The organism is Lonsdalea britannica, assembly GCF_002111595.1.
Taxonomy (GTDB): Bacteria; Pseudomonadota; Gammaproteobacteria; order Enterobacterales; family Enterobacteriaceae; genus Lonsdalea; species Lonsdalea britannica.
On sequence record NZ_LUTN01000001.1, the window covers coordinates 211185 to 233720 of the forward strand.

Here is a 22536-nt window from a genome sequence, read left to right on the forward strand (position 1 = left end):
GAAGGAACCTTTCGATACCATAAATCGAGTGATGAAGACCAGGGCGTGATAAAAAAGAAACGGCCCTCATTGCGAGGGCCGTTGATGTCGATGGGAACGTCAGGCCGTCGTGGTGTGCGGCGCGGCGACCACCTCGACCAGGCAGCTCATGGCATTGGGGCCTTGGGTGAGGGAAGAGGTGCCGATATCCAGCGTCAGCACGTTGGCATTGCCGGATCTTTCCACCGGGTCCCACTCTTTCTGTTCCCAGCCCGGATCGAACCATGCGCCGGTGGACATGATCACCACGCCCGGCGTGACGCCGTCGGTGATTTTCACCCCGCCATAGATGCGTCCGCGCGCGTTATGGACTTCGACCTGCATACCGTCGGCGATATTTCGCGCCACCGCATCCTCCGGGTGCATATAGAGCGTTTCCCGCCCAGCCGTCATGTTGGCGGCGACCTGAGGTGTGCTGCCGAGCTGACTATGCAGCCGGTCCGACGGCTGAATGGAGATAAAGTGAAGCGGCCATTGTTGCGCCGAGTCGGCGCCCAGCCACTCGACCGGCGGACGCCACTCGGGATGCGGACCAAAGTCGTCATAGCGGTAGCCCGCCAGCGTCTCGCTGAACAGTTCGATTTTGCCGCTGGGGGTCTTCAACGCATGCTGTTCCGGGTCGTCACGGAACGCCTCGAAGAAGACAAACGGCTTATCGTCCATCGGAATTTCGACGTAACCCTGACGCCAGAACGCCTCGAAATCCGGCCAGTCCTGCCCCGTCTCGCCCTGACGTTCACGGCACTGCTGGTACATCATCGCCAGCCAGTCGCGCTCGCTGCGGCCCTGCGTGAATTCGTCGCCGTAGCCGAGTCGCTGCGCCAGCTCGCTGAAAATATCCACGTCGTTGCGGGCGTGATGCTGCGGCGCTATGGCTGATGCATGGCGAAAATATAGCGATCGCGCGACGAACCGCCGATGTCATTGCGTTCCAGCGTGGTGGTGACCGGCAGTACGATATCGGCCATGCGGGCGGCGGGCGTCCAGACGATATCCTGCACGACGACGGTATCCGGCTTGCGCCAGCCTTCCACCAGTCGGTTGAGCTGTTGGTGATGATGGAACGGGTTGCCGCCTGCCCAGTGGATCAGATGGATATCTGGATAGGTATGCGTCTGCCCCTGAAACGTATAGGGCTGGCCTGGTTGCAACAGCATGTCGGCGATGCGTGCGACGGGAATGATGCTGCCGCGATTCGGCACAGAGGGAGAGGCGGGGGCGGGCGTGGCGATCCGCTCGTTGCCGACGCTGTTCATCGAACCATGTCCGAACGAGAAGCCGCCGCCGGGTAATCCGACCTGGCCCAACATGGCGGATAGGGCGATCATCATCCAGTAGGGCTGTTCGCCGCGGTGCGCGCGCTGTACCGAGTAGGAACAGGTGATAAAGCTGCGCACGCCGATAAGCTGCTTCGCGAGCCGCGCGATCCGCTCGGCCGGAATACCGGTGATGGCGCTGGCCCACTCCGGTGTTTTGGGCGTGCCGTCAGTGCGGCCGTCAAGATAGTCGCTCAGGCGTCGTAGCCCACGCAGTAGCGAGCCAAAAACGCGCGATCGTCCGCGTCGAGTCGGCGAATCTCGAATCCTAACGCCAGCATCAGCGCCACATCAGTGTTGGGGCGAATCGGTATCCATTCCGCGTCGACGAACGCCGGGCAGTCGTCGCGCATCGGACTGATGTTGATGACCGGTATCCCTCGGGCCTTGAGCGTTTCCAGCGCGACTTTCAGCGTATGCTGTCCCGCGCCGCCGGAGGCCACCTGAGCATTTTTCAGCGCCAGCCCGCCAAAGGCGATAAACAGCTGGCAATGCTCGGCGACACTGCGCCATTCGGTGACTTTACCAGTGAGCGGATGGAAGGTGCCGATAACGTAAGGCAGGAAGAACTGCGCCGCGCCCCAGCTGTAGTTACCCGCCTGATCGACCGCACCGCCGCCGGAGAAGTAGAAACGGCGCACCTGCGAGCGCGCGTGGTGGTAGCGCCCGGCGGAGGACCAGCCGTACGAACCGGCGAACAGACCGTCGGCGCCGTAGCGATCGCGCACGCGGCGGTTTTCTTCGGCCACCAGATCCAGTGCGACGTCCCAGTCCACTTCCACAAACGGCTCTTTGCCGCGCAGCGACGTGTCGCTATTTTCCCGTTTAGCCAGCCAGGAACGGCGGACGGCGGGTTTACGGATGCGCTGTGGCGAATAGACCAGCGGCACGATGCTGTCGAGCATCGGCGACGGATCGGGGTCGGCGGCAAACGGCTCGCAGCCAATCAACCTGCCGTCTTCCACTACGGCTGTAAAGGCGCCCCAATGCGCGAGATGGGGGTAACGCGTTATTGTCATAGTGTCCTCGGAAAATCAGTGGTTTTTCCTCGCCGAAGAGCCGGCATGTATCGTTGGCGGATAATGATCCGGATAAGCAATAAACACGATGTGAGCGGAATGGTAAAGAGGGGCGGCGCTTTTTTAGTGCAGCCGAATATCGGTTAAGGTGCATGCGGTTGATATTTAACCGCCTTGGTTGTTAAGGCGATACCACCTAAAGACCTTTGGATGCGCACATTGATGAGGGGCGAGGAAACGTTGCAATACCAGTTTCACGTGCATATTCGTTTCCCGAACGTCAGGTGAGAGCCTGTCAGGCCTAAGCCCGATCTTTTCCTGTATAGGTTTGGTATAACCTTTGCTTGTGTAAAGTTGTGTATATTCACATAAGGGAGCACAGGCACATGAGCGACATAACCCTCATCAATCAAAAACGCCGTGAGATGTTCAAATATTCAGGGGCGTTACTCGGCGGTTTGGCGCTGGCAGGGCTGAACAAATCGGCGCTGGCTTCTTCTATCGCCGGCAGCAAAAGCGGCGATACCTCCACGGAGTCGGTGATTCGCATTAACTATAATGAAAACCCATTGGGGATGTCGCCTAAAGGGCAAGAAGCGGCGCGTCTGGCTATCGCCAAGGCCAACCGCTATCCCTACAAGGAGCAAGGGCAGCTGCAGGAAAAAATCGCCGGACTGCACGGCGTGGATAAGAGCAACGTGCTGATGCTGCAAGGCTCCTGCGAGGGGATTCGTTCTTGTTTCGAAGCGCTGGGGACGGCGAAAACGCAGCTGGTTATCCCTGAACTGACCTACGAAGGCGGTCCTAAGTACGCCAAAATCATGGGGATGAATATTGTTCGGCTGCCCATGCTGCCGGGCTGGAAGTTTGATATTGAAGCGATGAAAAAAACCGTCGCCGCTTATGACGGTCCGACCCTCGTTTACATCGTCAACCCCAACAATCCCACCGCCACTATTACGCCCGCGGATCTGATCGAACCGTGGATCAAAAGCAAACCGAAGGATACGCTGTTTCTGGTGGATGAAGCCTACGCCGAGTTCGTCAACGACTCACGGTTCCGCTCGGTGGACGGGCTGATCCGAGAGGGGTACGACAACATCATCCTGCTGAAGACGTTTTCGAAAATCTTCGCGATGGCGGGTATGCGCGCGGGCTATGCGATCGGTAAGCCTGAGCTGCTGGCGAAGATGGCGAACTACAACACGTCCGAATCGCTGAACTTCTGTGCGATTGCGGCCGCCAGCGCGTCGCTCGACGACAAAGCCTTCATTAACTACAGCAAGAAAACCATCGATACGTCCCGTCAGATTCTGATCGATACCTTGAAGTCCCTGGACCTGGAGTATTTGCCGTCAGAGGCTAACTTCTTGTTTCACCGTATCAAGGTGCCGCTAGAAGGATATCAGAAACGCATGAAAGAACACGGCATCTTGATTGGCCGCGCTTTTCCGCCCGCCACCGACTGGTGCCGAATTTCCATGGGTACGCCGGAAGAAATGCACACCTTTACCAAGCTGATGCGGGAGTTCAGAACAAAGGGTTGGCTGTAGCCGTTTATTGAGCGGCGTCAGATACGGCTATGTGAGACCGCATCTGACGTCACTGTTTCCTTCCGAGCCTCATCAGGCCTTGACGGTGCGTTTGTTGGGGATGAGCGCGGTCAGCGGTTTTTCCACCACACGGTAGGCGACAATCCCGACGGCCAGCGAAACCAGCGTGGTCAGAATAATCACCGCCGTTTGATTAATGTCACTGACGGACAGCTTTTTCATCAGCATGGATAACGTCATGGTGACGAATCCGTGCGCCAAATAAATGGAATAGGATGCATCGCCGATCAGCATTAACGCGCGGGAGGTCCATCCTTCCAGAGAGCAGGCGGAAAACAGGACAATAAAAATAGGTGTGATAGAAAAAATAACGGGCAGCCAGGCGGGTTGGAATAGACGACAAATCAAGTAAAGGACCAGCACCATTGCCGATAATAAAAACCCATTTTTCACGGTCATTCGCTCGGATAAAAAGAAAATAACCATGCCCGCGAGAAAATACAGCAGAATAGGGTTGGTCAATAATAGGCTGGCGCCCGTATCCGCCGGGAGCCATTTCCCGATGAGATAAGAAAGCAGGAAACAGAACGACAGGGTCAGCAATATCCGGTTTTTCTTACCGAAGAAAATACACACCGCAAACAGGCAATAAAAAAACATTTCGTAAATCAGCGTCCATCCCTGAGACAAGATCGGGTTAATGCGGCCGTCCTCGCCGATACGTGGTAACAGCAGGTAAGAACTGAGGATTTTGCCCATATCGAAGTGGTGACTCTTCAACGCCAGCCCGGCAAGCCACAGCGCCAGCAGCGCGGTAGTCCAGAACCAATAAGGGGGAATAACCCGGTTGAATCGGTGGATCAGAAAGGTTTTTGCTTCTTGCGGCGACCACGTTTTTTTATACGTGGCTTTCATCATGATAAAACCGCTGATAATGAAAAATATATAGACGCCCAACGTGCCGAGATCTTCGAGTCGATATCCATTTTGAATACCACCATCATAGATGGCCGTTGTGGTGTGCGCGAAAATAACCATAACGGCGGCAATACCACGCAAGTACTGTATATAGCTCAGTTTTTTATTCATAGTCGATACTCTGAAACTCAGTGGGTCGGGGCTATTTCAGTGGCTCAGAGTAGGTGAAGCTATTTTCATTCTCAACGAAATACTACGCTTTCTCATCATAAACAGAATTATCTCTATTTTCCGGCCTCGGGAGTGTCGCCAACGTTTTCGCCTGCGCCTTGCATTCCGCCGTCAGCCTCAGTTTTGCTTTCACCCTATCGACGGATGCGGTATTGCTATCGGTACGAAGCGGTCGCCGACGTGAATCCGGGCTGCATCGTTACCCGTCGAACGGGGTTTCCACCCGCTTCGCCGTTTGTCTCTTCATCATCAGGAGTGTTGCCATGCGCCAGAATCGGGGATCGGATTACCTGCGGCCATACCGCGACGATAGATTGACGCCGTATATCGAGATTGACGATCTGCGTTTGCAGCGGAATCTACGGCAGATGCAGTTGAAAGCGGACGCGGCGGGCGTCAGCTTGCGACCCCACGTCAAAACGCACAAGAGCGTCGTGATTGCCCGTCGGCAGATCGCGGCGGGCGCGGTAGGGATTACGGTATCCAAACCGAGCGAAGGCGTCGCCTTTATCGAAGGCGGCATCGAAGATGTCCTGTTGGCCTACCCTGTCATTGTTCCTGAAAGCATCCGCGAGCTGCTGGTTGAGGCCGCCTATCGCCGGGCGCGGGTGTCTTTTATCGCCGCTGAACCGATGGGGGTCGAAGCCATCGCCCGCGCGGTGCGGGAACAAGGCAACGATCCCGTAACGGTATATGTGAAGGTCGATGTGGGGCTGGGCCGGGTGGGCGTAAATCCGCATGGTGAAGCGGGCGTCACGTTGGCGGGGCATATCGCCCGCTGTCCCGAGCTGCGATTCGGCGGTTTGGTCTCTCATGCCGGTCATGCCTACGGGGCGTCGGGGATTGCGCAGATCCAGACGATCGCCACCGAGGAAGCGACGCTGCTGAGTCAGCTACAGACCCGCATTTTGCAAGACGGCGCGGTCAGCCGCTGCGCTATTTCCACGGGCGCGACGCCGACTGCGTTGGGGGCGCCGGTCGCGGCGGGGACGGATGAGATTCGTCCGGGCAATTATGCGCTGCTGGATTTAACGGCGATTCGTCTCGGACTGTGCCAGCCGGACGATTTGGCGATGAGCGTCGTGGCGCGAGTGGTGGCGGTCAACGATCGCTATGCCATCATTGATGCCGGTTCAAAAGCGCTGACGTCCGACCGCGGGCCTCATGGAACGGGCGCGAGTCATTGGGGGATCGCCATCAGCGAGCACCTGCCGCTGGCCTACACGGTGGAGAAGCTGTCCGAAGAGCACGGTTTTATCCCGCATCAAGGGCAGCCGCCGCGTCTGGGCAGCCTGATGCGGGTCTTTCCCAATCACTCCTGCGCGGTGATGGCGCAGTTCAATCGTTGGGTGCTGCGCGGCGAGAACTCTGCGGGCGAGGTGATGCCGACGGAAGGGCGGGGCTGTTTCCTGTAACCGTCGCTGGCGGCGGGAAAGCGGCTGCCTGCGACCGCCGCGTCCTGCGTCACCGCCACGGCGCGGTTACGCCGTCTCGGTCTCCGGGGCGGCGGTGAATTTGCGTTCGCCTTGTTCTTTCAACCACGCCATCAGCGCTTCGCTGCTCATCGGGCGCGCGTACAGGTATCCCTGCATCAGCTGAACGCCGCACCGTTTGAGGTAATCATATTCATAGGCGGAATTGACGCCTTCGGCGACCATTCTCAGCGCCAGACGATGGCTCAGATTGATGATGGCGTCGAGCACCGGCGTATCCCGATTGGCGGATTCGATGGTGCCGATGAAGCCTTTGTCTATCTTGAGATAGTCCAGCGGGAACATTTGCAGGTAGGACAGAGAACAGTGGCCCGTCCCGAAATCGTCCACTGCGATAAGAATGCCTTCGCTACGAAGCTGCGTCAGCTTTTGTACGACATCCTGAGTGTCGCTGATCAGACTGCGCTCTGTAAGCTCCAGGGTAATCTGTACGCGCTGAGGCCGCAGCGTTTTTGCCAACTGGCGGATATCGTTCACGAAGTCGGGATGATGAATATGCGCCGCGGCGATGTTGATCCCCAGCCGGAAATCCTGCGGTAACGTCCAACTGCCAATGTCAGCGGCCAGCAGCTTAAACAAGTGATGCGTGAGCGGAATAATCAGCCCCTCGTTCTCGGCGGAGGGAATGAAGATGTCGGGACTGATGGTGCGGCCACCCGGTCTGAACCAGCGCAACAGCGCTTCGGCGCCGATACAGCGTTCGGTCTTCAGGTCGTACAGCGGCTGGTAATGCACCGAAAACTCATTGGCCTGTATCCCTTTGCGCAGCTCATCGCGGAGCGACATCTTGCGCTTTTTCCAGGATTGCACGATGTAGATGAAGGTCAGCGACAGAAACAGCGACAGCGGCAGGAACGTCAGGAAGTCATTCAGCCAGTCTTGCTGTATCTCCTCCGGCTGCACCTCGGCGCTGACGATGATCGGATACCGTTTGGATGCGCGTTCGTGATACAGCGGCGAGATAAACGGGTGCGACGTTTGACTTTTCTCGCCTTCCTGAATGCGAAAACCGCCGTTAAACTGCACGGTCAGCTCATAAGGCCGCGCGTTATTGATAGCGCTCATAAAGTCGAGCAGATATTGACCGTCGACGACCACAAACGCGCCGTAGGTCGGCGAAAACTGGCGGGCGAAAATAATCGCGGGGCGGGTGGACACGCCACGCGTACGCGGCACCGACATGCTCCACATTTCGGGCTGTTCGGCAGGCAGCGGATACTGAATGATTTGCGTCAGTGGGATGACCTGATCGCCGGAGACGGAGGAACAGTACATATCCTGGCCGCTCAGCAGCCCCATCGAACGGAAATAGGCGGAAAGCGTGCCTTGCCGGATCAGATCGCCGAGTACGGATTCACAGGACTTTCCCTCTAGCGTTTTCAGTTCGGCGACCTGATTCCAGGCCATGCTGTTAATCGTTTCCGCCTGATGCAGAATCACCTGAGTCGTGGCTTGCAGATCGCGCTTCACATCCTGTCGGGCGATGATATAGCTGAAGATTATGCTGAGGAGCAAAGGGAATACGGCGGCGGCAAGCAGTCCTGCTCTGTATTTACGAGCCTGAATGCGACTATAGACGATCAAGAAAGCCTCCATTCTACAGATGATTCAGAACATTAGTGCTGGTTTGAAAAGAGTGGGGGAACAGCGAGATGCGGTTCTAGACCAGATGCATTATGCCAGAAATCTTTATGCGACAAGTGTAGCACTCGCCTGTCCCGGAGCGGGAAAAAGTTGTTGGGGGCCATGAGGGAAGATGACCTGCCGCACGGCGCGACAGGTCGAGGGGAAGACGAGAGAATCGCGGCCACCGCGCCGCAAAAGACGACGCTATTTAATGTCCGCGGAAGGCGTCATCGGCTGGATCGGCAGATCCATATCGCCTTGCCAGCCCGCTTCTGAATAGCGCATGTAGAGCAGGGCATGGCTGGGCGTATAGTCTTTGGCTTTCTGGATATCGACGCCGAGGCCCAGCGTCCAATGCGCCGTCAAACGTCGTTCCACCTGCGCCTGCAACGTGTAGCCAATCCCCTGACTACTGCCGTCGGCGGAGGCCTGATCGCTGTTAAAACCGGGGTAGACGGGATAACGTCGCTGACCGGCGGTTTTCGAACGGGACCACGAGACTGAGCCGCCCAGATCCAGCGACCAGTTGTCGAAACGCTGCCGATAAGTGATAGGCACCCCGAGCGAGAGGTAGCGCTGCGGGCTGTAATAGCCGCCCTGACCATAGGTGTAGCCGCTGAGATCCTTCTGGTAGCGCCAAAACATGCTGTTAAAACCCACGGTCGCTCGGCGATGATCTTCGTTGATCAGCTTGTAGTAATACCCGCCCATCAGACGCTGTCGCTGGTTGCCCGCGACGTTTTTACCATCGATGCGATGAGCGCTGATGTCGCCCCACAGGCCGTGATCGCCGCCGCGATCGTAGCTCAGACCGATCGCGCCTCCCGTCGCCACGACGCCGCCCCAGGTATTGCTGTTGCCGCCGCCAGGGTTTTGCGCGCCCGCGAACGCCAGCAGCGAGCTGGAGATAGGACGGCGCGAGGCGGTGAGCGTCACGCCCACATCGTGGATGTCGGTGTTATGGCTGATACCGCCGACCCAGTTTAAGACGCGAAAGCCTATCGGCGTCGTTCCCAGATCGGCCGACCAGTCCTGATTGCGCCAGCCCGCCCCCAGCGCCACGCCTTCCGCGCGTTGCGTGCGATCGCGGCTGCAACCTGAGTCCGCGCAGGTGCCGAACAGGCTGGTGTGCGTACCATTCGTGGTGCTGAACTGGCCTGCGGAGACGGCAACATGGTCAACGCGCAGGAATCCTCGTCCGCTCGCGATCGGCGTTTCGCCCTGCAACATGGTGGTGTGCGCGGTGAAGTCAGATTGACCGCCGGTTCCCTTGTTGCGGGAGTAATCCTGCGCCACCGAGAGCGTGGTGTCCTGCTGACGGTAGAGCGACGCGGCGTCGGCGCGCACCGAACGCTGTAGCCAGCTGTCTTCCAGGCGCAGGCGAGTCAAGGCGGTAAAGGCGGCGTTATCGCGCGGCGGCGTCGGCGTGATACCGCTGTCGACCATCGCCTGACGGTAATCCTCCAGCGCCTCGTCGGGATGTCCCTGCTGGCGGGCGAGGCTGGCGGCGTCACGATAAACCCTTGCGGCATCCGGAGAGGGCGGCGTCTGCGCGGCGCGGCGTTTCAGCTGTGTGAACAGCGAGTTGGCCCGCTGAGGTTCACCCAACTGCCACCAAAGATTGGCGGTGCGTCTGCCTGATCCAGCGAAGGTTCGACGGGGCCTGACGACAGCGCATTCAGCGTCGTTTGCGCCTCATGCCGACGGCCCTGCGCGGCGAGCGTTTCAGCCTGGCCGATGCGTGCATCGCCGTTCAGCGGGTCGCGCGTCAGCACTTGCTGATAGCCGGCCAGCGCCGTGTCTGTCTCTCCCCGCTCCAACGCCCAGTCGGCGAGAACGATACCGCGACGCGGCGTGTCCGGCAGCGTATGCAGTAGTTCGTACGCCTGCGCGTCCAGTCCGGCGGCGTGCAGCGCATAGGCGCGGGTGTAAACGTCCTCTTGCTGCAAACGTGTCATCAGATCCTGCAAACTTTGCTCACGGCGTGCTTCCGGCACGCTATTCAACAACGCCAGCGCGCGATGAGCCCGGTCGCTGCCGGACAGATAGAGGCTGTAGGCATAGAGTCGCGTGGCGTCGTGCGGCTGCTGGCGCGACATGGCCTCCATTTCGCGGTCGGCTTCCTCCGGTTGCCCGGCGGCGCGTAGCGCGGCGGCGAGCCGATAGTGCAGCCAGACATCCTCCGGCGCGAAGCTGACGGCCTCGCGGTACTTCTCGACCGCCAGCGTCCAGCGAGACTGAGCGGCCAGCCGGTCGGCATCCGCCCGCAGCGTATCGCTGCGCAGCGCGTTGAGCGTGGCGAACAGGGCGCGTTTCTGCGCGGGCGTTAGCCCGTTCTCGATAAACGCCATCGCCTTCTGCGGCGACTCCTGCTGGTAGAGCGTCACCAGCCGCCGTGCCGCCGTGGCGTTGCTGTCCATCTGCAGCGCCTGCCGATACAGCTGTTCCGCTGCGAGGGGGGCATGACGCGCCAGCGCGACGTCGCCGAGTCCGATGACCGCATCGCTGCCGCCGTCATCCAGCGAGCGCGCCTGTCGGTATTGCCGCTCGGCCATATCGAGATTCTGCGCGGCGAGCGCGCTGTCGCCGCCGTCGACGGCCAGCCAGTAACGCGTGGACTCCAGCAGGCTCTGCCATTTGGCGACCTTCAGACTGGCTTCGTCGGCCTGGATAGCCTGCTCAAAATAGCGAACCGCGGCGGCGCGCTGATTGCTGCGCGCCAGCGCTTGGCCCATCGCTCCCAGCACTTCGGCGTCGTTGGGATTGGCGCGCAGCGCTTTTTGCAGCGCGGGGATGGCCGTCGCGCCTTCGCCTCGCGCGACCCGGGTCAGGCTGGCGGCGCGCTGTTGAAACACCGGATCGGCCAGCAGTCTCTGCTGGCGATCCAGCTCCTGTCGTCCATTTTGATACTCATCCCCGGAGGTGAACGTCGTCAGGTAATCGCGCAGCTGCGCTACGCTGTCGTCGGTAATCGGCTGAGCTTTGATGTATTTGAGCCACAGTTCGGCGGCGTCATCGCGCCCGCGGGCATTGTCGGCCAGCGCGCGGATCGTGGCGACGGCTTGTGGCACATCGTCCTGCGAGAACAGCATCCGCGCAATCTGCATCCTGACGTTGACGCTGCCGGGATGGAAGCGATCCAGCGCCTGTAGCTGTTTTAGCGCCTGCGGCTCCTGACCGGGAATACGTGCGACCAGCCGCCAGTATTCGTAGGAGGTGTCCACGGTCGGATAGACGCCGTGAAACAGCGCGTCGTAGGCCGCGCGCGCCTCGACCAGCCGTCCGGAAGCCGCCAGCAGGCGGGCCTCTTGCCACTGCTGTCGACCTTCCGCCGTGGCCAGCATCATGCTGACCGTGGACTCGCGGGCGGCCGCGGAGTTCGGCGCCTCGGCGTTCAGCCGGTCCATATAACTTTGGGCTTTGGTTCTGTCGCTCTGCATCAGCGCGTGGCGCAATAGCGCGGCGAGGACGTCCGGGTTATCGGGCGCGATATTCTCCAGACGGTAAAGCGACCGCTTCACCAGTTCGAGCTGGTGGGTGGTTTCCCCCATTCGAACCTGTTGCAGCAGCCAGTTGACGGGGGAAATACCGCGTTGACTGTCTGCAACGGGCGCGTTGACGGCATAGACGGCGGGCGCCGCAGGCAGTCCGGCGAGGGCAGGCAGCATGAATCGCAGCCAGTTTATTTTGATGTTACGCATGTTTCTTTCCAGGCGGGGATGACATCGCCGTGCGGCGAAAAGCGGAAAAGGTGGCTGTCCCAACCGGTGCCGAACAGGGTCAGTACGGTGCGGTAATAGGCCTCTTCGCTAAAAGGGGTGTTCCACACTCGCTGGCGTTGGTCGGACAGGGCGGGAGAGTGTTGGAGAAGCGGCAGCAGCGCGGCGGAAAAGCCGACGTTGCCAAGCGGCTCGCTCTCTGCGTGACTGACGTTAATACGCGCCGGCGGCGCGCCGTGGGTTTCCACATAGCGGGCCATCGGCATAAACGCCTGCGACAGCGACGCCTTGTCCGGGTCGTGGTCATCCAGCATCGCGGCCCACAGGTACACCCGAATGGCGTTATAGCTGCCGATCGGGCCTTTGGCTTCATCGAAATGCCACCCCGATCCCGACGTCCATACGATCCAGTCCGGGGAAAATCCGTGCGGCGCGGTCGCGATCAAGAGTGCGATCGCCGTGCGATGCAGGCGAGACCAGAGGCTGGACTGTTCCGCGAAGCTGGCGAGCAGCGGCGGCGGCAGATAGCTGGGATTGACCGTCCAGCGGGTCTGCGACGCAAAGCCGTTTTTGCCGGGCAGCAGCACGGGGCCGATCTCGGGGACCTCGGCCGTCTCTTCCCGGGCGATGCGTTGGAGCAGCAGAGTGCCCATGACCTGATAAGTGCGGCTTTGCCACAGCTTCCCGGCCTGCAACAGCGAGTAAGCGATCCACAGATCGGCATCGGCGGCGGAGTTATCGTCCAGCAGCGTCTGGCGACCGGTGGCGGCATCGCGTCCCCATAGCCAACCGGGCAGGTGCAGCGTCAGATCGCCGTTCGCCAGATGGGTTTCCGTCCAGTTCAGTATGCGGTCAAAACGGTCGCGGTCATTCGCCGCCAGGGCGAAAAACAGCGCGTAGCTTTGTCCTTCGGAGGTCGTGATTGGGTCGCCGTCGTGGGGATCGATGACCTGACCCTCGGCGCTGATATAGGCCTGCTGGAACTGTTCCCACAGCGGCCAGCGGCATTCCGCCGGTGCGACGCTGCTGAACAGCAGCGCCAGCAAACCACAGCAGGAAACGGTCAGTCGTCTCACAGAGACGCGTCCTCGTCGTCGAGACGACGCTGGCTGATATGGCGCATCAGTCGCCAGGTCATTAATGCCAACAGGATGACCATGAAGACGGCGAGGGAGGCCAGCCAGACGGGATGCGAGGACATCGCGCTCCAGATGCTTTCCCACCACGCAGGTAGCCCACGAACCAGGTGTCGCCGACACGGAGGCTATTGACGCCGGACTCGCGAATGATCGAGACAGCGCCGAAGATAGCGGCGCGTTTGCCGGTATCGTTCATCGCGTCATTCAGCAGCTCGTAGGCGCGCGGGGTATCGGCCAGCAGCGCGACGACGCTGCGCTGGTCATGGTAGGGAGACTGGAAACTGACGATAGCCGCCATCGGTCCTTCAGACAGGATCGTGGTCTGGCTCTCCGCCTTACGGTCGGCGGCGGTGACCGGCGTATCCAGCGCCATCTGACGCAGCGGTTTTTTCACCCAACTTTTGGTGGTATCCACCAGCAGATTCACGTCGTGACCTTCGCGCAGATTATCCGGCAGACCGCCGATCATCAGCAGATCCACGTCCTGAGTTTCCGCCTGCTCCCAGTCGTCAGCAATGCGAACGTTGAGGGCCGGGAAACCGGTCTGGGCGCCGATATTGCCCATCACGTTGAGCAGCGTGCTGATCTGACCGGGCTGCGGATGCGCGTTCACCAGCAGCAGCGTCTGCGACAGATCCGCATGGCGGCTGAACGGGAACCCCGCGTTGGCGAAAGCGCGCAGCGACGGCATTTCCAGATAGTGACGATAACCGGAGAAGTCGACGGTCGAGTCGCCGTCGATGACCACATGGTTGGCGACCGGCATGACGGTTTCGCACTGTTCATCATGGATGCTGCCGATCTGGCGCGCCGCGTAGTCGAAGTCAAAGCGCAGCTGGTTCGCCGCGCCCAGGCGCAGCGCGGGCAGCGTCACCGCCGATTTGGTGTCCTGCTGTCCCTGAATCAGCGGGACGTGCAGTAGCCACTGGCCGCTGCTGTTTTTCGTCGTCAACGGCACGTCCTGCACAAACTGATTGTTCAGGTTCACCGCCAGACGAGATCCGTCGTTCTGGCGCGGCGAGGTGTAGCGATACATGACGTTCATGTCGATGCTGCGTTCGCGTACCAGATACAGATCCGGCGGCAATCTCAGCAGCATGGAGATCGGCGAAGGCTGTAACCCGTCCGACTGGTACTGCGCTTCATATTGCTGCAGCTCGGAGAAACGGGTCGGGCGGTCGGTATGCGCCCAGTTCGGCGCGTCATAAGGAAGACGCGGCGCTAGCTGACGGACGTTGTCGATAGTGGACGACTGGCCACGCAGCAGGACATCGCCCTGTGCGATCCCCTGAACGGCGGTGATCAGATCGGTGTCGTCCCGGCCCAGAATCAGCAGCATTTTGTGGTACGGGTCGTCCGGCTGGCTGAGGATCTCCACGGTAGGTTTGTCGACCAGCGGATACGCTTTGAGGAAATCCGGGCGATGCGCATTGGTGGCGAAGACGACGGCATGCTGATGCGACGGCAGCTGGTTATACAGCACCGGGAAACGCTGTCCGCGCCAGTCGGCTTTGACGCCGAACCAGGACGCCAATACGGCCGCGGCGCGCTGTTCCGTCGTCGAAGGACGGGCGGAGAACACGACCGGCAGCTGGAGCGGCTGGGCGTCGCGGCTGTCGAAGAACGGTTCCGGGAAGTGGGACAAGTCGTTCTTGAGCGGCAGCTTTTGCAGCGTCAGCTTCAGCGTGCTGTCCTGACCGATCGCCATCCAGATAGCCGTATTGGTGATGTTTTCACACTGGTTGGCGTAGTGACCGACCAGCGAGAGGCGGACCCGGTTGAAGTCGCTGATAAAACGCGGATCGAGATCCAGCTGAATCTGGTTGTTCTTGCCGAGCTGTTCGGTCGTGATGGGCACAACCCCCACCAGCGCATCGTTCAGAAAGACCTGCAGATGCGACTGCGACGGCAGCAGCGCGGGAGACGGGCGATAGTTCAGCTGGAGTACGGCGCGGGTGACCAGCTCATCGCTGCGTACGCCGAACTCTATCTGACCGTCCGGGCGCATCCCTTGCAGTTGGAAGCCGCCCGGCGGGGGCGCCAGACGGCTGAACGGCAGCAGGCTGTCGCGCACCGGAGGCGTCGTCTCCGCGGGTTCCGGCGCGCTCGGCGGCGCGGCATTATCGATGGCGGCAACCGTATCCGCCGTGGCGGTGTGCTCGGAGAGCACGTCCGCATGAGTGATTGGAGAGAATCCAAACAGAATAAAAGTGAACCAACGTAATCTTCTTGTCATTGTGTCATCATCAGTGGGGTCATGCTTTCTGGCCGGGAGCGCCGGCAGAGTTAATCCTGACCTGTTGGGGAAAAAACGAAACCACCCAGGCGACGAACGTCGTCAGCAGCATGAACAGTCGCCGTAATCGGGGCGGTCCGTACTCGGCCAGACGTAAGTAACCTTTGAAACCCAGCACGGCGATGTCTGCAAGGCTGTGCAGGGGTTTATCCTGTGGAAAGCTGTCCTGCCACAGCGCCCAAGTGTCGGCGCGGGCGAACGTGCATTGAATGAAGTCGACCTGTTGCTCGGTCGTCAGGTTGTGCAACCGGATGCCGGCCGCCCGTCCTAATACGCGCTGGACGTAGCAGGGGAAGTAGAACTCCTGACGGTCACGTTGCAGTATCAGAAACACCTTCTCGTCCTTGCGCAACGCCAGCGCTTCCCGCAGTTCCACGCCGACGCCGCCGTCTGAATAATCGCGCAGCGTACAAGGCAACATATGGCCGTTTTCCCGCGCCAGCGCGGCGGGCATATCGATATCCACGCGGTGCGACTCACGCAGCTGTCGGGCTTCGACTGCGACGGACACCGCGCCGCCGAGGATTATCATGTTGTACAACACCCAGATCAGGCTGATGACCACGGTCAGCATTTCGTTCTGCGGGCCGTCGTACAGCCGCCAGAACGCCATGAACAGCCCTGCCAGATTCAGCAACACCAGCAGGACGTAAGGTCGGGTGATCACCCAATCGAGATGTTTTTGAGCGACCAAACCGCCTTTAGCCGTCACGTTGAACGTGCCCTTGTTGGGATTGAACAGCGCGACCGTGGTCGGACGGGCGATATACCAGGCCAGCACGGTTTCATACACCTCACTCCAGAACGAATGGCGATAGCGTCCCTGAATGCGGGAGTTGGTCAGGCTGGTGTGCAGCATATGCGGCAGCACGTAAATCGCGATGGCCAGCGCCGGAGCGAAAATGATGTAGGCGTGGCACAGCAGGAAGGCCAGCGGCGCTAACAGGAAAATCAGCCGCGGAATGCCGGAGAGAAAGTGCAGCATGGCATTGGCGTAGCACAGCCGCTGCATGAAGGTCAGCCCTTTCCCCATCAGCGGATTGTCCAGACGAAAAATCTGCACCATGCCCCGCGCCCAGCGTATGCGCTGGCCGATGTGCGCGGACAGGCTCTCCGTCGCCAGCCCGGCCGCCTGCGGGATACGAATATAGGCCGACGAGTAACCGAGCCGGTGCAGACGCAGCGAGGTGTGCGCATCTTCCGTGACGGTTTCGACGGCGATGCCGCCGATTTCATCCAGCGCGCAGCGGCGAATAATAGCGCAGGAGCCGCAGAAGAACGTGGCGTCCCAGACGTCGTTGCCGTCCTGCACCAGTCCGTAGAACAGGGTGCCTTCGTTCGGCGTACGACGGAAGCGGCCAAGGTTGCGCTCGAACGGGTCCGGCGAGAAGAAGTGGTGCGGCGTTTGCAGCATCGCCAGCTTCGAGTCTTTCAGGAACCAACCCATCGTCATCTGCAGGAAGGAGCGCGCCGGTACATGGTCGCAGTCGAAAATGGTGACGTATTCGCTGTTGCAGGCGGTGCGCAGAGCGTGGTTGATGTTGCCCGCTTTGGCGTGTTCGTGGGTGGAACGCGCGATATAGCGAACGCCGATGCTGTCGGCAAACTCGCGGAACTCCGGTCGGTCGCCGTCGTCGAGCACGTAGATGGTTAGCTTGTCCTGCGGCCAGTCGATGCCCAGCGCGGCGTAGAGCGTAGGTTTGACGACGCTGAGCGGTTCGTTATAAGTGGGGATCAGCAGGTCGACTGAGGGCCACGTTTCAGGCGCGTCGGGCAAGGACACCGGCTGGCGATTCAGCGGCCACAGCGTTTGAAAATAGCCCAGAACCAGCACGCCCCAGGCGTAAGTTTCCGCGGCGACCAGCAGCAGGCCGAAGACCAGACTGACCGGATCGTCCCAGTTGAGTGTTGAACTGTAGCGCCACCAGAGATAACGGCAGGAAACGGTCAGCGACAGCATAATCAGCATCACGGTCGGCAAACGGCCGGGCAGCCGACGCACCACCATCGCCATGCCCCACAGCAGCACGACGAAAACGAGCTGGGTGGCGATGTCGAACGGCTGTGAGATGCACAGCAACCCTAACAGCCCGACCAGGACGGCGCAGCCGATCAAGGTGAGTCGCCGCAGCCAGAGCGGCAGCCGACTCACCTGACGTTCGGCCCGCGTATGGAACTGATGCTGCCGGGCGCGCTCCGGCAGGCCGTCGAGCCACTGGTGAACACGCCGACGGCCGTCCAGCAGCCAACGGAACGAGGAACGTTGCGCATCGCCGGGGAAAAACAGCAGTAGCCAGGAGAGTTGCAGCAGGTAACGCAGTGCGTCCAGCGGCCGCGGCCGCTGAGAGGCGATATGCGGAAACAGCTGACGCCGTTTGGCGATAATGCGTTGCCAGGCGGGGGTTTCCAGACGACAAAAGATCCAGGCCAGCGCGATCCACAGACACTGCAAACACGCCGTTGGGCTGGATACGCCCAGACGTCGATAGCCGCGGTAGCGGCGCTGCAGCGCCTGATGAATCGGCGGACAGAGCAGCCAGCGAAATGGACTCATGCTGTTGGCTCCGTCACGTTCAGTTGCAGCCAGGCCGCCAGCGTTGCTATCTCCTCCGTCGCCAGACTGGACGGGCGGTATTCTCCCACGGGCTGCTTCATCATCAACGCTTCAGAAAAGGCTTCATCCTGATGGACGATGATCGGCAGCAATGCTTGCAGCGTACTGCTCCACAGCTGGTGGAGATCCCGCTGTACGGCGCTGTTGACGTTGAATCGGTTGAGGAGATACAGGTTGTTGGCGTCGATCGGTTCGCGATGCAAACGCAAATGACAGTTGGCGTCCGGCGCGATCACCCGAAGCGTCCGGTCGGCCGCGTGCAGCAAATTCTGCGCCAGCGGAAGCGGGTGCGCTGGCACATCCAACAGGATCCAGCGGTAGTCCTGACGCAGGGCGTTCAGGCGCTCGTCGATCCAGGGCTGGAGAATGTCCGAGGAGGCGGTGTGGTAGTGCATCTGTTCGGCGTCGTCCAGTCGACCGAAGGGGATGAAGTCGAGGCCGTTGAGATAGCGCATGACGCTTTCTCGCCAGTCACCGTCTTCGAGTGCTGCGCGCATCCAGCCGTCGTGATAGGACACGGGCGTGTTGAAATGGATCCCGAGCTGATTGGTGGGCGAAAAGTCCAGCGCCATGACCGATTCCCCGCTCTGGCTGAGAGCCCAGGCCAGTGCGGACGTGAGTGCGGTGGTTCCGGTGCCGCCGCGTATTCCCTGAAGCGCAATTATCGGCATGATGTGTCGTTCTCTTGCTGCTCGGAATTAAATTCATGCAGTAGAGACCAGCGAGCAATTACTCTGGCCAGACGATTTTCTCTGGCAATATCGACATACCGAATAGGTGCTAATGAAAAAACTTTATTCAATATGGCAATGTCATTTTGCGGCTGTACACAACCCGCATTTTTATAAACGGCGTTTTCTCTTTTCATCGTCCACTGATGGTTATCGTTTTATATGTGATTAAGAATAAAGCTTTTGGCTTTAATAGAATTATCGGATTAATCTGTATTGTGATCTAAAAGGTGGTCGGGAGCCATAATTAATGGGATAAAGATATGATGATTGTTGCGTATATTACAATTATTTTAAAATTGACGACAAATGATAACGTCGTTTTGATCTCTTTATTATAAAAAATAATCTATGAAATATTTCTCTACGTTAGGAATAGAACAGCTGCCGGATGAATTAATGCTGATGCAGCCGCCAGGTTGTTATTGGGTTACGGTTCAACGGCAGGAAGATGCTATTGCACTGGCACGACAGGTCATGAGTGCTCAGGCGGCGGTAACGCTTGTCAGCTCGGCTACCGCGCCGCGCGAGCTGCTGACTCCGCCGCTGACTTCAGGGCCGGATCGCATTCCGATGTATTCATTACCGCAAACCAGCAGAGCATTATTGAAGTTGGATAAAGACTTTTTACGTCTATTTTCTTCTTCATCAAGTCCTCAATTGGTTTTGTTTTATACCGAGGTTAGCGATTGGGACAAATTAACTTCTTCAGAATTGTCTGAGTGGTTAAAAAGAATAAATGCTACATTAAAAAACAAAAAGATTTCGATGGTAATTATTACCTATGGAAGAAAAATAATTTCATTGGGTGATCATCTGCACGGCCTATTTCGTTATTTAAATGGATTTTCGTGCCTCGAATATCAGAAAGATAATTGGAAATATAGAATCCATTGGTGGTATAACGCTACGCGATTACTGGCAGACAGACAGTTAGCATTAATTTTGGAGCACGATCGTTTTTCGTTGATGAAACAAGAAGAGCAAAACACGGCCTTAACATTAAATGACGAGCATATTTTTATTGCCGAACGCAGCGTATTGGAAGGGGCCCTCCATTATCGAACCAGTGGCAATTACACGACGGCAACGATCGGGTTTATGCGCAGGCCGAAGAGGCGGATTCCGCTACTGTCATTTTCTGCCTCAGTCATAACGATCAGACCGGCGGACTGGCTCGCCATATCCACCGGCTGCGCAGTCAGCGCGGCACCGGGCTGAAAATCGTCGTGCGCGAGATGGAAGTGGGTCAACGCCAGAACGACGAGCGTCTGCTGCTGGCGTGCGGCGTGAACATTATCGTGCCGTTCGGCACCTCGTTGTCGCGCTTTCTGATCATGCTGGAGGGGTTGCAGGGGCAACGCTATCAGCGCTATGTGCCGAAAGATTTTACGGTGCTGAGGAAGCTGCAACAGCCACTGCGCCAGAAGGGATTCATGCCTCTGGAGACGTTCTGTCATACCGTGACGCTACTGATGAACGATCCGCTGTTGCCGGAAAACAGCAAAGGCGTGCTGGTGGCGTTGACGCCGGTGAGCCAGCTGAAGGCGGAGCAGGCATTGACGCTGTGCAAAACCCGTCGTAACGGCGATGTGTTCACGGTGATGGATAACCGACTGTATCTGTTCCTGTTCTCTTGCCATCTGCACGACCTGAAAACGGCGCTGACGTCCATCTTCCCGTTGCCGTACGACGAAATTTTCTCCGACCGTCAGGTCTGGTGCGAAGATCGGCCGATATTGTCGGAAATTCGTCTAATGAGCGCGTGGATGCCGCGCGCGCTGAAGGAAGTCACGGTCGCCGCCGTCGGCGCGGCCAAACCCGAGTCGATTCCCCCCACAGAGCGTCGGGTGCCGCAGCGCATCAGACTGGCGCAGGGCGAGGGCGCGGCCAAATGAATCTGATGGAAATCATGCATGCAGGCATTTTTTTCCTGCTGACCCTTTTAGTATTGAGAGCGTTTCTTCCTCGCTGGCTGTCCGCCCGTTGGCGGGGTTTTATGCATCGTCTGACGCCGTCGCGCGCGATGAAATATGAGGGAACCTGGCGGCGAAAATCTTCACAATCGGATGTGAAATAATCATGACAGAAGTAAAACAAGCGGCGCCCGATGCGGCGTCCTCTCTGAGCAGCTGGCGAGGTTTGGGCGGCTGGAATTTCTATTTCTTGCTGAAGTTCGCACTGCTATGGTTCGGCTATCTCAACTTTCACGCGCTGGATAACCTGGTCTTTCTTTGCTGGCTGGTGTTTCCGTTGCCCTCGCTGAGCCTGCACCGGCTGCGTCAGTGGATCTCGATCCCCATCGGGATCGCGCTGTTCTATCACGACACCTGGCTGCCGGGGATCCAAAGTATCCTCAGCCAAGGTACGCAGCTCACCGCGTTTTCAGGCGATTATCTGCTCGATCTGGCAGACCGATTCATCAATGGTCGGATGGTCGCTACCGGGTTCGTCCTCTGGGTCCTGTACCTGTTTGTCGCCCAGTGGGTGCGTATTACCGTACTGGTGACGGCCATGCTGTGCTGGATCAACATGATCAACATCGCTGGGCCGGCTTTCTCTCTACTGCCCACGAAGGCCGCCACGCCTCAGGTGGTCATCAATAACGGTGCGCCGCTGCCCGGTACGTCGAACGCGTCGCCGGATGGACTCGACGAGAGCGCGCCGCCGACCAGCGCCAATTTAACGGCCTTTTTGTCGCGTTTTTATGCGCAGGAAAAGCAGCGAGTCACGCATTTCCCTGACACTCTCCCAGCGGATTCGCAGCCGTTTGACGTGTTAATCATCAATATCTGTTCGCTGTCATGGTCCGATTTGGATACGGTGCAGCTCCGTCATCATCCGCTGTGGAAACGGTTCGACATTCTGCTCGGCAATTACAACTCGGCGACCGGGTACAGCGGTCCTGCGGGTATTCGCCTGTTGCGCGCCAGCTGCGGTCAGACGGCGCACAACGATATCTATAAGCCGACGGCGGATCACTGCTATCTGTTCGATAATCTCGAAAAACTGGCTTCCGCCAGCAGCTGGTGCTGGATCATCCGGGTCTTTTCGGCAACTACCTGAAGTCGCTGCGCGAGCAAGGCCGCATCGCGGCGCCGCTGCTGTCTCAGGCGGGGATCGCACCGGCCTATACCTCGTTCGACGGCACGCCGGTATTTAACGACGCGCAGCTGATGCAACGCTGGCTGGATGAACGTCGGCAGAGCAATGACGCGCGCAGCGCGACCTTCTTCAACGTGATCCCGCTGCATGACGGGACGCGCGATTTGGGGACGACGCGCTCCGCTGCTTATCAGCCGCGGGCGCAGCAGATGTTCGATCAGCTCGAAGCCTTTATGCGCCAGCTCGATGAGTCGGGACGGCGGGTGATGGTGGTTGTCGTGCCGGAACATGGCGCGGCGCTGGCGGGCGACAAGATGCAGATGTCCGGTCTTCGGGATATTCCAAGCCCGAGTATCACGCACGTGCCGGTCGGTATTCTGTTCGCCGGTATGAAAGCGCCGCATCAGGAACAGCCGCTGCGCGTGGATACGCCGACGAGCATGCAGGCGCTGTCTGAGCTCATTTCCCGCGTGGTGGACGGTCAGGTGTTTAACGCCGCCAACGTTAACATGTCGGTACTGACCAACAATCTGCCGACGACGCCGGTGGTGTCGGAAAACGACGGGGCGGTGGTGATGCGTTATCAGGGGAAAACCTGGATACGGCTGAACGGCGGCGACTGGGTGAATTACCCCTGACGTTGACGCTCTGACGATGACGCCGTGGATCACTCACTCCACGGCGTCTTTTTTTTGCCTGACATAAAAAACGGCCCGCTTCGCCGTGAACATCATGAC

General features: G+C 59.1%; 8 protein-coding genes and 5 pseudogenes. 4 read left to right on the forward strand and 9 right to left on the reverse strand.

The genetic code is table 11. The features are described 5' to 3' along the window. Nucleotides 1-99: 99 nt before the first annotated feature. Nucleotides 100-2374: pseudogene (locus AU509_RS00935) on the reverse strand (molybdopterin-dependent oxidoreductase). 386 nt (nt 2375-2760) lie between these two features. Here AU509_RS00935 and AU509_RS00940 point away from each other — a divergent pair. Next, nucleotides 2761-3927, forward strand: coding sequence for a pyridoxal phosphate-dependent aminotransferase (locus tag AU509_RS00940; protein ID WP_094117426.1), 1167 nt, complete (start codon nt 2761-2763; stop codon nt 3925-3927). Nucleotides 3928-3999: 72 nt separating this feature from the next. Here AU509_RS00940 and AU509_RS00945 read toward each other — a convergent pair whose 3' ends face one another. Beyond that, nucleotides 4000-5016, reverse strand: coding sequence for an acyltransferase family protein (locus AU509_RS00945; protein ID WP_085650968.1), 1017 nt, complete (start codon nt 5014-5016; stop codon nt 4000-4002). 323 nt (nt 5017-5339) lie between these two features. Between AU509_RS00945 and AU509_RS00950 the strand changes: the two genes are divergently transcribed. After that, nucleotides 5340-6491 carry an alanine racemase gene (locus tag AU509_RS00950; RefSeq protein ID WP_085650967.1) on the forward strand — a complete coding sequence of 384 codons (1152 nt, stop codon included), beginning with the start codon at nt 5340-5342 and terminating at the stop codon, nt 6489-6491. Nucleotides 6492-6557: 66 nt separating this feature from the next. On the opposite strand, the gene AU509_RS00955 is transcribed toward AU509_RS00950, so the two are convergent. The 7 genes and pseudogenes from AU509_RS00955 to bcsR all read right to left on the reverse strand — a co-directional run bounded on the left by AU509_RS00955 (nt 6558) and on the right by bcsR (nt 18831). Beyond that, nucleotides 6558-8153, reverse strand: a complete 1596-nt coding sequence (locus AU509_RS00955) for an EAL domain-containing protein (RefSeq protein ID WP_244200973.1) — start codon at nt 8151-8153, stop codon at nt 6558-6560. Nucleotides 8154-8399: 246 nt separating this feature from the next. After that, nucleotides 8400-11896 (reverse strand): annotated as a pseudogene (gene bcsC / locus AU509_RS19005) (cellulose synthase complex outer membrane protein BcsC). Next, entirely contained in the window at nt 11878-12990 is a 1113-nt protein-coding gene (gene bcsZ / locus AU509_RS00965; protein WP_244200972.1) for a cellulose synthase complex periplasmic endoglucanase BcsZ, read from the reverse strand. Before bcsZ ends, bcsC begins: the two are co-directional and overlap by 19 nt. Further along, nucleotides 12987-15289 (reverse strand): annotated as a pseudogene (bcsB, locus tag AU509_RS00970) (cellulose biosynthesis cyclic di-GMP-binding regulatory protein BcsB). Before bcsB ends, bcsZ begins: the two are co-directional and overlap by 4 nt. 19 nt (nt 15290-15308) lie before the next feature. Continuing rightward, nucleotides 15309-17903, reverse strand: coding sequence for a UDP-forming cellulose synthase catalytic subunit (bcsA, locus tag AU509_RS00975; protein WP_094117428.1), 2595 nt, complete (start codon nt 17901-17903; stop codon nt 15309-15311). Next, nucleotides 17900-18634 carry a cellulose biosynthesis protein BcsQ gene (gene bcsQ / locus AU509_RS00980; protein ID WP_085650962.1) on the reverse strand — a complete coding sequence of 245 codons (735 nt, stop codon included), beginning with the start codon at nt 18632-18634 and terminating at the stop codon, nt 17900-17902. Before bcsQ ends, bcsA begins: the two co-directional genes overlap by 4 nt. Continuing rightward, nucleotides 18625-18831: a cellulose biosynthesis protein BcsR gene (gene bcsR, locus AU509_RS00985; protein WP_085650961.1), complete on the reverse strand. Its 207-nt coding sequence runs from the start codon at nt 18829-18831 to the stop codon at nt 18625-18627. Before bcsR ends, bcsQ begins: the two co-directional genes overlap by 10 nt. 268 nt (nt 18832-19099) lie before the next feature. On the opposite strand from bcsR, the pseudogene bcsE reads away from it, so the two are divergent. After that, nucleotides 19100-20592 (forward strand): annotated as a pseudogene (gene bcsE / locus AU509_RS17875) (cellulose biosynthesis protein BcsE). A 184-nt stretch (nt 20593-20776) separates the two neighbouring features. Beyond that, nucleotides 20777-22437: pseudogene (gene bcsG / locus AU509_RS01000) on the forward strand (cellulose biosynthesis protein BcsG). The last annotated feature ends 99 nt before the right edge of the window (nt 22438-22536 follow it).